Here is an 11,841-nt window from a genome sequence, read left to right as displayed (position 1 = left end):
GTGTGTTTGTCAGCCGGTCGTTGTCTGTTCGGGTTTGCTGCGCAGCCGGCTGATCAGCCCACGGGTGGATGCATCCTGGCCGAGTGTGGATTGTCCACCCAGCTGCTGGTGTATGGGGACAGCGAGTCTTTTACCCAGTTCGACCCCCCACTGATCAAACGAGTTTATGTCCCAGATTACCCCCTGGCAAAACACCTTGTGCTCGTAGAGGGCCAGTAGAGCGCCGAGACTGAAGGGAGATATGTCGGGCAGCACCACTGTGGTGGTGCCATGCGCCCCGGGGACGTCGCGGTGCGGATCGCTGTCCCGATGTCCCAGGAGCATGGCCTGTCCCTGGGCAAGCGCGTTGGCCAGGAGCCATTCCTGATGGTCCGGGAAGCTCTGGGGCTCAGAAGCGCTGATTATGAAATCCGCGCTGAATGATCTCGTACCCTGGTGGAGCAGCTGGTGGAAGGCATGCTGGCCGTTGCTGCCGCGTCCGCCCCAGAGAATGGGCGCTGTGTGTATGGCAGCGGAGGTACCATCCATGTGAACTCTTTTGCCATTGCTCTCCATCTCGAGCTGCTGCAGATAGTCCGGGAGCAGGCGCAGTCTTTCGCTGTACGCCAGTACAGCGTGGTTCCCGATACCGAGAAAGTTGCTGTTCCAGATTCCGGTCAGCGCCAGCAGCAGCGGCAGGTTCGCTTCTGCGGGAGCATGTCTGAAATGGACGTCCATTTCGTGGGCACCGGCAAGCATCCGGGAAAAGCCGTCGTTGCCGATGGCCAGCGCGACGGGCAGGCCGACCGCAGACCACAGAGAAAATCTGCCACCCACCCAGTCCCACAGCTCGAACACGTTCTCCGGCGCGATGCCGAACGCCGTGGCTGCGGCGACGTTGCTGGAGACGGCGACGAAGTGTCGGGCAATGGCTGCGCGATCATTCACTCGCTCCAGAAACCAGTGTTGTGCAGAGGTCGCATTGACTCTGGTTTCGAGCGTGGAGAATGATTTGGACGCGATGATGAACAGCGTGCGCTCCGGGTCGCAGTTGCGCAGCACACGATGCAGGTTGAGGCCGTCTATATTGGCCACGAAGTGAATTCGCGGAGTAGCGTGTGAACTGATGTTCAAGGCATCGACGGCCAGTTCGGGTCCGAGGTGTGATCCGCCGATACCGATGTGCACCACGTCGGTGATTGCCCGGTTGCTGTAGCCGCGCCAGTGCCCGCTACGCACTGCATCTACCACGGTGGCAGTCCGCTGGTTCACCGTTTCCACCACGGCTGCCAGAGGTGGCCGCTCCGCAGGCGGCGCGCGCAGAGCGGTGTGCAGTACCGAGCGGCGTTCAGTAGTGTTCAGCCGCGCCCCCTCGAACAGTGCCTCGCGCTGTTCCGGCAACTGCCTTTCGGCAGCCAGGGCGATCAGTTGCGACAGAACCTCGCTCGTCATCCGTTGCCGCGACAGATCCAGCAGCAGACCGGCCCCACCGAAGCTGAATCGTTTGAATCGCTCCGGTTCGGCGAGCAGATTCTCCAGCGGATGCGCGATCAGATCGGTGGCGAGTCGGCCCAGAGCTTTCCAGGCGCCCGTACGTTCCGGGTTCACAGATCCACGCCGACGTTGTCGATCAATCGCACACCGCCAAGGCTGGCAGTACCAAGGATGCGGAAGTTGTGGGTCCTGTCCTCCGGCAATGCCAGAGACTGTGCGTCGCGAACGGTGACTTCCACATTCCCGAAGCCGCCTCCCCGCAATGCCAGGCGTGCCGTATGCTCGAGCTTGTGAAAATTTCTCGCTCCGGTCGTCAGTGCCACGGCCACATCCTGGAGCGTCTGCTGCAGGATGGGCGCCTGACGACGCTGCTCCAGAGTCAGACTGGTCAGTTCACCACCCAGGGCGACGCCGTCCGCATCGCGTGCGATGGGCACGCCGATAAGACGGGTGTCCAGAGTGAATTCTGTCAGTACTCTCTGCAGTCCCACCATATGGGCATAGTTCTTCTCACCACAGATCAGGATCTCGGGACGAACAATGTTCAGCAGCTTCAGCCAGACGGTGGCCCGGGCTTCGAAGTCCCGCCCGAAGGTCTGCTGTACCACGGATGAGCTGGGGGAGACGGAAGTGATCTGCAGACAATCGAGTGTTCCTGTGGGGAACATCTCTTCGTCGGCAGGAGCGAAGAGGACGTCGACCTTCAGATTTTCGAGATGCTGCACGTCCGCGGCCAGAGCCCGGGGGTGCGCCAGGAAGGCATCGTCCGAATCGAAAAGGAGCGGGTTCACGTAGGAGGCGACCACCGAAATATCGGCGCGCTCGCGACAGGCCTTGACCAGTGCCAGATGGCCCTCGTGCAGGTTCCCCATCGTGGTGAGCAGGCCGACAGTTCGTTTGTTCCTGCGCCACTCCAGTGTACTGCGACAGGCTTCTATGCTGCGGATCAGTTCCATTGGACCACCTGGAAAGCCTTCTGAGATCTCTTCAACCGGGCGCCGCAGGAGCGGGGGTCCGGGCCGCACAGCATAGAGCAGGGTGGGCAGACCTGCTCCGATTCAGTGCACAGAATCACAGCAGGGTGGGATGCGGATTGAAGTACTGACGAGGCGAATCCATGGAAAGGATCTGCGCCACCAGAGCGTCAAAGTGGTCCGCATTGTTGGCGATGTCGATTTCGGTGGCGTTGACCACCAGCAGCGGTGCAGCGTCATAGAAGTGGAAGAATTCGGTATAGGTATCAATCAGAGATTCGAGATAGTCAGTACGGATCTCTGATTCATAGCGGATTCCACGTCGTCGGATGCGCGAAAGCAGGACCTGGGCAGGCGCCTGCAGATAAATCACCAGATCAGGGTGTGGTGCCTTCAAGGCCAGGCTTTCGTGGATCTGCCGGTAGAGGGCGTATTCGTTGTCATCGAGTGTCAGGCGTGCGAACAGATCATCTTTCTCGATCAGAAAATCGGCCACGAGCGTCGGTTCCAGGAGATCGCCAGCGCTGATGTCTTCGATCTGGCGGGCCCGGTGCAGCAGAAAATACAGCTGGGTGGACAGTGCGTGGCGTTTTCCTTCCCGGTAATAGCGGTCCAGAAAAGGGTTGTCTTCCGCCGGTTCGAGCAGCAGGGGGCGGTTGAAGATCTGCGCGATCTTGCGAGCGAGCGTGGTCTTGCCGACACCAATAGGGCCTTCTATCGCGATATAGCGGGGTGGTATCTGGTTCTCAAATTTCAGTAGAGCACCGGCTTCGATATCCATCGTCGAAGCCCCGGAATACGGCGTCTGGGCCTGGGTAGTCATGGCTGCCGGTTGGCCCGCGGGATGGCTCGCTGGATGGAAGAGATCGATATCATCGTCATTCGCCGGATCTCAATCAACCGGAACGTCGGAGCCTTTGCGGTTTCCGCCGGGTGAGGGTGTGTCTGCAGTGTCTTTGCGTCGTCCCCGCCGACGGCGTTTTTTGCGTGCCGGCTGAGACGGGTCTTTGCGCAGTGCGTCGACCATCTCCTTCTGCGTGGTTTCGTCGGCAAACTGGTAGGTCGTCCACCATTCTGCCACTTCGCTCAGGGGTTCACCGGCATCGGCGCGCAGGACCAGAAAGTCATAGGCGGCCCGGAATTTCGGATGAGCAAGCAGTCTCTGGACCGTGCGCGGGGAGCGGGATTCGAGGCGCACCTGCAGGCCCCAGACGTCTCTCGCGAACTGTGAAAAGCGCCTGGGAATGGTGATGACCTGGTGCTGCTCGGCGAGGCAGTCGACGCTGGCGTGGGCGCGCGCCTCTGCCGGTTTCATATCCTCTTCGAGCTCCGGGATCCGGGCCAGATAGTCCTGCCACAACATGACCGCGATCAGGAATCCGGGAGTAACCGGCTTGTCTTCGGCGATCCGCAGATCCGTATTGCGCATGGCCAGGCGGATCAGCTCCGAGCCTGGATCACTGGCGGGAAAAAGGGTGGCCCGCAGCGGGGTATTGGCGAGCTCCAGCCAGGTTTTCTCCGCCTGACCGGACATCAGCAGCTTGAGAGTCTCGTCGAACAGCCGGGCAGGTGGAATATCTGCCATGAGTTCGGCCGCCTCATCGAAACAATCAACGATTGCCGGATCAATCTCGAAACCCAGCTTGGCCTTGAAGCGGATGGCGCGCAGAACCCGGACCGGATCCTCGCGGGTGCGTGTGAGCGTGTCGCCGATGAAATGGATCCGGCGCTTCGCCAGGTCCTCCAGGCCACCGACAAAATCGAGTACTTCTTCGGTCTGCGGGTCGTAGTAGAGGGCGTTGATCGTGAAGTCCCGACGGAAGGCATCTTCCTCGAGTGTGCCGTACACGTTGTCGCGGAGAATCCGGCCGGATTCAGAATGACTGCGCTCGTCCGCATCCTCCGCATGGGCGCGTCGGAAGGTCGATACTTCGATGAGCTCTCTACCGTAACGCACGTGGGCAATCCGGAATCGACGGCCGACCAGCCTCGAACGGCGGAACAGGGCGCGCACGTCCTCCGGGGTGGCGTCCGTTGCCACATCAAAATCTTTGGGTTCGATACCCAGGAGCAGATCCCGGACGCATCCGCCTACCAGGTAGGCGAGAAAGCCCTCGTCCTGCAGGCGTGCGGTAACGTCGACGGCATTTTCATTCACCAGCTCCCGGGGGATGCTGTGTTCGCTCACTGTGAGCTTGCGGGATTTGCGTGACCGACCGCCGCTCAAGAGATATCCCGCCGACGTCCGCGCTTGGGAGTTTTCTTCCTCGGAATGTTGAGCCGCTGCCGTCGTTCCCACAGGCTCTTGCGACTGATGCCGAGTTTCTCTGCCAGCTCGGTTTCGGTCATCTGGTCCTGGTGGCTGGTGACAAAATTGACGAAGTAGTCCTCTATGGTCTGATCGGGCGGTGCCGCCGGTTCCGGAATACTGGCCTGCGCGGGTTCGATTGCCAGCAGGTCGGCCTGAATGAGGTCACTGTCGCTGAGAATCACCGCCCGCTCGACAGCATTCTCCAGTTCCCGCACGTTGCCCGGCCACTGATAGGCCCCCAGGGTGCGGCACGCTTCCGCTGAGAATGACAACAGGGGTTTGCTCAGTCTTGCCGCGGTGCGTCGCAGGGCGGCTTCCGCCAGCAGCTGAATATCGCCTCCCCGGCTGCGCAGGGGTGGAATCTTGAGCACGACCACGTTGAGGCGATAGTAGAGATCGCCTCGGAACTGCTCACTACGCACAAGCTCCGCGAGATCCCGATGACTTGCGGTGATCAGACGCACATCCAGACCTGCTTCGAGCCTGCGCAGCAGCCTGGCCTGTGCCGCCTTCGGCAGCTCGCCGATTTCATCGAGAAACAGGGTGCCACCTGCGGCCGTCTCGAGGAGACCGCGCTGGCCCGTCTTGCCATTGACTTCGTGACCGAAAAGTTCCGCTTCAATGTAACCCGACGGAATGGTTGCGCAGTTTACTGAGATGAGTGGCGCCAGACGGCGGGTGCTGGCTGCATGCAGTGCGTGGGCAACCAGTTCCTTGCCGGTGCCGGATTCACCGCAGATCATCACGGGTGAATCGGTAGGTGCCACTTTGGCGATGTGGCTGATCAGCTTCCGCATCGGCGGGCTGTCGCCGATGATGAGAATGCGACTGCCCGGCTCCTGGGCTACGTGCTCGGTGAGCGCGCGGGGAAGGGTCGTCTGCACCTGTTCGTCATCGGCAAGGTAGTCTGCCGCGCCGGCCTTCATCAGACTGACCGCGATAGTGACATCCGGTTTTCGATCGATCACGATGAATGGACAGTGTCTGGGCTGTTCAAGGAGTTCGGCTGCCCAGCTGCGCTCGCAGAGGATGGCTGCGAGATCCCGCTGTTGCAGCGCCTCTGAGGTCACGGCCTGCCGTTCACCGAGCACGGTGGCCGAATAGCCGCCGGTGGAGGTGAGCTGGGAAATCCGCTGATTGGAGGCGGGATCCGGGCCGAGGATGAGTATCCGATTCATGCTGGGCGGATCTTAGCAAAAAGGCGGCCCTGGCGACTCAACGCTCGTGTACGTCGGTGCGGGGGACACTGGCCAGAGACCAGTTGGCAACTGCCCAGTCGAGTATCTCGGCGACCGGCCAGCGGGCACCTTCCGGGGGCGGTTCCATGCCCAGGTAGCCGAGCGTGCGGATCAGGTTCGCCCCCGCCTGGTCCGCGGCCAGGGCCGGCGACAGGTTCTGTTTGGAGAGCTTGTGGCCGGCAGCGTTGAGCAGTGTGGGTACGTGGGCGTACTCGGGTACCCAGAGGCCGAGACAGGACATCAGGAAGATCTGCCGTGGGGTGTTGTCGAGGAGGTCTCGACCGCGCACGACGCGGCGGATAGTGACCGCGCCATCATCGACGGCCGTCGCCAGCTGGTAGGCGATCTGCCCGTCCCGTCGTCTGACCACGAAATCGCCGCAGGTCTCCTCCAGGTTTACCGAGCAGGGCCCGGCGATCAGGTCGTTAAAAGTCACCGGCACCCCGCTGGTGCGGACTCGGATCGCCAGATCGGCAGTCTTCAATGCGGTCGAATCGGCGGTATTCCCGGAGCCCGAGGGAGAGAGGATGCGCTGGCGGCAGGTACCGGGATAGCGGCCCGCCTCGGCCAGCTGACTGCGGGAGCAGTCGCAATGGAACAGCAGGCCCTGTCGGGCAAGGCTGGCGAGCGCTTCTTCGTAGGCATCGAGGTGGGCACTCTGGTGATCGACTGGTCCGTCCCACAGCAGGCCGTGTGCCCGCAGATCTCTGAGAATCTGTTCCTCGGCACCCGGTACCACGCGTGGTGTATCCAGGTCATCGATACGCAGGAGCCATCGGTCGGCCTGGGAACGGGCATCGAGGAAGCTGGCTGTGGCAGCCAGCAGGGACCCCATGTGCAGGGGCCCTGTCGGGGACGGGGCGAACCGGCCAGCTGCCGTGCCCACTGGCTCAGCCGTGGAGCTGTTTCTCTTTGATTTCGTCGAGGGCTTTGCAGTCGATGCACTGAGTCGCGGTGGGCCGGGCTTCGAGTCTGCGTAACCCGATTTCGACACCACAGGTTTCGCAGTAGCCGAAGTCACCCTGGTCGAGGTTATCGATGGTCTTATCAATTTTCTTGATCAGTTTACGCTCCCGATCCCGGGTGCGGAGTTCGATGCTGAACTCTTCTTCCTGGGTGGCCCGATCCGCGGGGTCCGGGAAGTTTGCGGCCTCGTCGCGCATGTGATGCACGGTGCGATCCACTTCCTCCATGAGTTCGAGGCGCCATTTGTTCAGGATCGAGCGGAAATGCTCGACCTGGGCCTCGCTCATGTAGGGCTCTGATTTCTTGGGTTTATATGGAGTGAAGTTCTTGAACGGTGAGTCTGCGGACTTGGAGGCTGGTTTCTTTCGTGCTGTACGCGCCATGGCTGTTTTTGACCCTCTCTGACTACTACCCATCACAATCGATGCGACACGGTGGCTGTGCCTGCATCGGGCCGGTCGCCCGCCCGTCGAAGTCGAATTGCGAATCGGCCCAAATCGAAGGGCGCGTACCCTACCAGAAGCCCCGGGCGGGCACCAGATGACCGGGAGAAGATTTTGTCCCCGTGAAGGGGCGGTGATGGTTGTCATGTGACCCGGGAGAAAGCATGATTTTTATCTGATGTATGCCGACCGACTGAATCGAATCGCGCCTTTCCGGGTGATGGAGCTGATGGAGCGCGCGAAAGCACTCGAGGCGGACGGACACACACTGGTGCATTTCGAAGTCGGAGAACCGGACTTTCCCACCGCACCGTCGATCCTGGCGGCGGGCCATCGGGCCCTCGATGAAGGGCATACCAAGTACACACAGGCACTTGGAATTCCGGCGCTGCGACGACGGATCGCCGCCTATTACGAAGCAGAAATCGGTGTCGAGGTGGACCCCCAGCGGGTAATTGTCACCAGTGGTGCCAGCGGAGGCCTGCTGCTGCTGTCAGCCTTGCTGCTGAATCCGGGCGACGAACTGCTCATGGCGGACCCGGGATATCCCTGTAATGAAGTGTTTGTGGGTCTGGTTAACGGAGTGCCCGTAAGACTGCCGGTTACCGCCGCCCGGGGCTTTCAGCTCCAGCCAGAACAGATTGCGGCGCGCTGGTCTGCAGTGTCGAAGGGGGTATTGCTGGCTTCTCCCGCCAATCCAACCGGTGTCGTGATGAAAGCTGCCGTACTGGACGGCCTCATCGATATCACACACCGGCTCGGCGGTGTAGTGGTGCTCGATGAGATCTACCAGGGACTGACGTATGGCGCGACGGCCGAGTACCGCAGCGGCCTGGCATTGAACGATGATCTGTTTGTCCTCAACAGTTTCTCGAAGTACTTCGGGATGACGGGTTGGCGGCTGGGCTGGATGGTGGTACCGGAGCATGCCCGCGAAGGAATTGCCCGACTTGCCCAGAATCTTTTCATCTCACCGTCGAGTATCGCGCAGCACGCTGCCCTGGCGGCCTTCGAGCCGGAGGCGATGGCGGACCATGAGGCCCGGCGGATGCGCTTCGCGAGTCGTCGGGATCGACTGCTGGCGGGACTGCGTCAGCTGGGATTCGCGATACCGGTAGTGCCCGCAGGCGCTTTTTACCTCTATGTGGATATCGGCCACACGGGAATGGATGCCAACACATTCTGCTGGCGCCTGATCAATGAATTCCAGGTGGCGGTAACTCCCGGAGTCGACTTCGGCAGCCACGAGGCAGAGCGTTACGTGAGGTTCGCGTACACCACATCCGAAGCGTCCATCGAACTGGGTCTGGAGAGAATTTCACTGGCGCTGCAGACCTGGGGAGTTGCGTGATCGGTACCGCGCACTGATGCTGCTGACACCGCCCCTGTCTGTCGGCGTTCTGCAGCGTCGGTACAAACGTTTCCTCGCCGATATCACCAGTGCGGAGGGAAAACCGCTGACTGTGCATTGCCCGAACACGGGTGCCATGACCGGTTGTGATCAGCCCGGCAGCGAGATCTGGTACTCACGCTCGAATAATCCCGCGCGCAAGTATGCGCACACCCTCGAGGTGGTGGTCACCCGCACGGGTACCGCCGGTATAAACAGTGCGAGAGCCAACGGGCTGTTTGCAGAAGTCCTGCAAGTCGACCGAACGACGCTTCCCGAGCTTGCGGAAGTTGAACTGGTGCGCGCGGAAGCTCCCATTCCGGATGACCGGGGCAGATTCGATTTCCTGCTCAGCGGAGGCGGCCGTGACTGCTATGTCGAGGTGAAGAGCGTGACCCTCTGTGATGAGGCGGGTACAGGGCTCTTCCCGGATGCGGTCAGTACCCGGGCCCTGAGGCATATCGAAGTGCTCCAGCGGCGGGTCGAGGCGGGAGATCGCGGCATTCTGATTTTCTGTGCTCAGCATTCCGGAATTCGACGGATCAGACCCGCAGACGAAATAGATCCGTCCTACGGTGCCGCACTGCGTGCAGCAATGCGCATGGGAGTCGAGATCTATGGCTGCGGCTGTCGGCTCAGCCCTGACGAGATCCGTATCGATCGGCGACTGCCGGTCGAGTTCTGAGTCTCCAGTTTTCTAGCCTGGTGTCAGGCTGGAGAAAGCCTTCAGGGTCTCCGGATACTCGGGAAGTGTCCGCAGTCGCGCACCATAGTGAGCCACCAGTCGCGCAGCAGCGTAGTTGCCGAAGGCTGCGGCCTGTTCGCTGCTCATGCCGACTGACCAGCCGTACAGGCAGGCACCAGCGTACATATCGCCGGCACCCGTGGTGTCGACAGCCTGAGTGGGATATCCGGTCAATGTGTGCCTCGTGCGCGCGTTCACCACCAGGCAGCCGCGACTGCCCAGAGTCACGTTCAGGTTCCGGGAAATGTCACTCAACTCCTTGACCGCGATATCAAGGCGATCCGTGCCCGCCCAGGTCAGTGCTTCTTCTGCGTTGCAGAAAAGATGATCGACACCATTTCCGAGGATCTGAATCAGGCCGTCTCTGCAGAATTCGACCATCGAAGGATCGGACAGCGACAGCGCTGTCTTCACGCCTTCGGCTTCGGCGATTTCCCGGGCCAATGTTGCTGCTGCGCAGCTCCCGGGGGATGAGCTGAGATAACCTTCCACATAGAAGTAACGGGACCGGGCCAGCGCTTCGGTGTCGATGTCCCCGGTACTGAGCTCACTCGAAATTCCCAGGAACGTGTTCATGGAACGCTCCGCATCCGGAGTGATGAGCACCAGGCAGTGGCCGGATTTGCCGCTGGCTGCCTGAGCGTTGGTGTTTATTGTTACACCTGCTGCGGCCATGTCTTTCAGGAAGTAGTTCCCGGTCGGGTCATCGGCCACTTTGCAGGTATAAAAGGTCCGGGCGCCGAAGGCCTGCACAGCGATGATCGTGTTGGCGGCAGATCCACCGCTCAGCTGCTCAGGCCGAAGTCCGTCGAGATCGCCGATCAGCGCATCGAGGCGCGCCTCATCCACCAGAGTCATGTGTCCCTTGGGAATGCTCTGACGCTGGAGGAAGCTGTCGTCTACACGAAACTCCATGTCGACGAGCGCATTGCCCAGTCCAAATACATCGAACATCATCAGTCTGTTTCCCCGATTATCAGAAGTGCGTGGTGTCGTCCGTGACCGTGCGCTCAGGCAACCGCTGCGAATGCCCGCTCGGCTGCGTCCAGCGTTGTGTCCAGTGTCCGGGTCGAGTGGGCGATGGAAACGAAGCCTGCTTCGAAAGCGGAAGGCGCGAGATAGACCCCGAGATCCAGCATCGCGTGAAAGAAGCGGTTGAAGCGCTCCACGTTGGTGTTTGCGACCTGGTCGAACTCTGTGACTTCGCCTGCGGTGAAGAAGAGGCCGAACATGCCGCAAACGGAGTTGATACGCACAGGAATTCCGGCAGCGTCGGCGCGCTGCTGCAGCCCCTCACAGAGGTAGTCGGTCTTCTCAGCAAGTGCTGCGTAGATCTCTTCGTCCAGGGCTCGCAGCATGGTCAGTCCGGCAACGGTGGCCAGGGGATTCCCGGAGAGTGTGCCCGCCTGGTAGACGGCTCCGAGCGGGGCGATATGCTTCATTACCTCCGCACGTCCTCCAAAAGCGCCGACCGGGAGGCCACCGCCGATGATTTTCCCCATGGTCGTCAGATCAGGCGCGATATTATAGAGCGCCTGGGCACCACCCCGTGCTACCCGGAAGCCGGTCATCACCTCGTCGAATATCAGCAGCGCACCGTGCTCGGCCGTCTGCTGCCGTAAGCCTTCGAGAAACCCTGGCAGGGGTGGGATACAGCCCATGTTCCCAGCTACGGGTTCCACGATGATCGCGGCAATCTGATCCGGATATTCGGCGAAAGCCTCTGCCACCGGATCGAGGCGATTGAAGGGGAGGGTGAGCGTGCTGGCTGCTACGCCTGCTGGCACTCCGGCAGAGTTGGGAATGCCGAGGGTAAGTAGCCCGGATCCGGCCTTCACCAGCAGAGCGTCGGAGTGACCGTGATAGCAGCCGGAAAACTTGATTATGAGGTCGCGACCTGTGAAACCCCGGGCAAGGCGGATCGCGGACATGGTTGCCTCTGTGCCCGAATTGACCATGCGGACCTGCTCCACGCTGGGGACCATGGAGACGACCTGCTCTGCAAGTTCGATTTCGAGTTCAGTTGGCGCACCGAAACCCAGCGAGCGCGCGGCCTGATGCTGAACGGCCGCCACCACGTCCGGGTGCCCGTGGCCGAGGATCATCGGACCCCAGGAGGCGACATAGTCGATGTAGCGATTACCATCCACGTCAGTGAGGTAGGCGCCCTCACCCCGTTCGAAGAATATCGGGGTGCCGCCAACACCTTTGAAAGCCCGCACGGGTGAATTCACGCCCCCCGGAATGGATTTCTGGGCGCGGCTCATGAGTTGCTCGGAGCGATTTCGATTCATAAATGGG

Annotated in this window: 11 protein-coding genes; 2 read left to right on the top strand and 9 right to left on the bottom strand. The window is 61.1% G+C overall.

The annotated features are described in order from the left end of the window. Window positions 1-9 precede the first annotated feature (9 nt). From pgi to dksA, 7 genes are all read right to left on the bottom strand, one after another. A complete protein-coding gene (gene pgi / locus R3E82_15075) occupies window positions 10-1,587 on the bottom strand; it encodes a glucose-6-phosphate isomerase (protein ID MEZ5552207.1) in 1,578 nt (525 codons plus the stop codon). Further along, a complete protein-coding gene (locus tag R3E82_15070; GenBank protein ID MEZ5552206.1) occupies window positions 1,584-2,429 on the bottom strand; it encodes a pantoate--beta-alanine ligase in 846 nt (281 codons plus the stop codon). The genes pgi and R3E82_15070 overlap by 4 nt, the downstream gene beginning before the upstream one ends. Before the next feature lie 115 nt (window positions 2,430-2,544). Continuing rightward, entirely contained in the window at window positions 2,545-3,228 is a 684-nt protein-coding gene (locus R3E82_15065) for a deoxynucleoside kinase (protein MEZ5552205.1), read from the bottom strand. A 111-nt stretch (window positions 3,229-3,339) separates the two neighbouring features. Continuing rightward, entirely contained in the window at window positions 3,340-4,674 is a 1,335-nt protein-coding gene (gene pcnB, locus R3E82_15060) for a polynucleotide adenylyltransferase PcnB (GenBank protein MEZ5552204.1), read from the bottom strand. After that, the gene (locus tag R3E82_15055) at window positions 4,671-5,936 is read right to left on the bottom strand and encodes a sigma-54 dependent transcriptional regulator (protein MEZ5552203.1); all 1,266 of its coding nucleotides are present in this window, start codon (window positions 5,934-5,936) and stop codon (window positions 4,671-4,673) included. The genes pcnB and R3E82_15055 overlap by 4 nt, the downstream gene beginning before the upstream one ends. 37 nt (window positions 5,937-5,973) lie before the next feature. Beyond that, a complete protein-coding gene (gene gluQRS, locus R3E82_15050; GenBank protein ID MEZ5552202.1) occupies window positions 5,974-6,882 on the bottom strand; it encodes a tRNA glutamyl-Q(34) synthetase GluQRS in 909 nt (302 codons plus the stop codon). A gap of 4 nt (window positions 6,883-6,886) precedes the next feature. Then, window positions 6,887-7,345: an RNA polymerase-binding protein DksA gene (dksA, locus tag R3E82_15045; GenBank protein ID MEZ5552201.1), complete on the bottom strand. Its 459-nt coding sequence runs from the start codon at window positions 7,343-7,345 to the stop codon at window positions 6,887-6,889. Between the two features lie 238 nt (window positions 7,346-7,583). Here dksA and R3E82_15040 point away from each other — a divergent pair, with 238 nt between their 5' ends. After that, a complete protein-coding gene (locus tag R3E82_15040) occupies window positions 7,584-8,756 on the top strand; it encodes an aminotransferase class I/II-fold pyridoxal phosphate-dependent enzyme (protein MEZ5552200.1) in 1,173 nt (390 codons plus the stop codon). Continuing rightward, window positions 8,749-9,480: a DNA/RNA nuclease SfsA gene (sfsA, locus tag R3E82_15035; GenBank protein ID MEZ5552199.1), complete on the top strand. Its 732-nt coding sequence runs from the start codon at window positions 8,749-8,751 to the stop codon at window positions 9,478-9,480. The genes R3E82_15040 and sfsA overlap by 8 nt, the downstream gene beginning before the upstream one ends. 12 nt (window positions 9,481-9,492) lie before the next feature. On the opposite strand, the gene R3E82_15030 is transcribed toward sfsA, so the two are convergent. Both R3E82_15030 and hemL read right to left on the bottom strand, forming a co-directional pair. Beyond that, a complete protein-coding gene (locus R3E82_15030) occupies window positions 9,493-10,497 on the bottom strand; it encodes an adenosine kinase (GenBank protein ID MEZ5552198.1) in 1,005 nt (334 codons plus the stop codon). A 53-nt stretch (window positions 10,498-10,550) separates the two neighbouring features. Next, window positions 10,551-11,834, bottom strand: coding sequence for a glutamate-1-semialdehyde 2,1-aminomutase (hemL, locus tag R3E82_15025; GenBank protein MEZ5552197.1), 1,284 nt, complete (start codon window positions 11,832-11,834; stop codon window positions 10,551-10,553). Window positions 11,835-11,841: the final 7 nt, after the last annotated feature.

The sequence above is a fragment of the Pseudomonadales bacterium genome (assembly GCA_041395945.1).
Lineage (GTDB): Bacteria > Pseudomonadota > Gammaproteobacteria > Pseudomonadales > Azotimanducaceae > SZUA-309.
Note: the sequence above shows the minus strand (reverse complement) of the source record. Positions and strands in the feature narration are given on the sequence as shown.

Bases quoted from the DNA above. Each gene is read 5' to 3' on its own strand.
- R3E82_15070 (MEZ5552206.1), bottom strand. From the start codon at position 2,429: ATGGAACTGATCCGCAGCATAGAAGCCTGTCGCAGTACACTGGAGTGG.
- R3E82_15065 (MEZ5552205.1), bottom strand. From the start codon at position 3,228: ATGGATATCGAAGCCGGTGCTCTACTGAAATTTGAGAACCAGATACCA.
- R3E82_15055 (MEZ5552203.1), bottom strand. From the start codon at position 5,936: ATGAATCGGATACTCATCCTCGGCCCGGATCCCGCCTCCAATCAGCGG.
- dksA (MEZ5552201.1), bottom strand. From the start codon at position 7,345: ATGGCGCGTACAGCACGAAAGAAACCAGCCTCCAAGTCCGCAGACTCA.
- R3E82_15040 (MEZ5552200.1), top strand. From the start codon at position 7,584: ATGTATGCCGACCGACTGAATCGAATCGCGCCTTTCCGGGTGATGGAG.
- R3E82_15030 (MEZ5552198.1), bottom strand. From the start codon at position 10,497: ATGATGTTCGATGTATTTGGACTGGGCAATGCGCTCGTCGACATGGAG.
- hemL (MEZ5552197.1), bottom strand. From the start codon at position 11,834: ATGAATCGAAATCGCTCCGAGCAACTCATGAGCCGCGCCCAGAAATCC.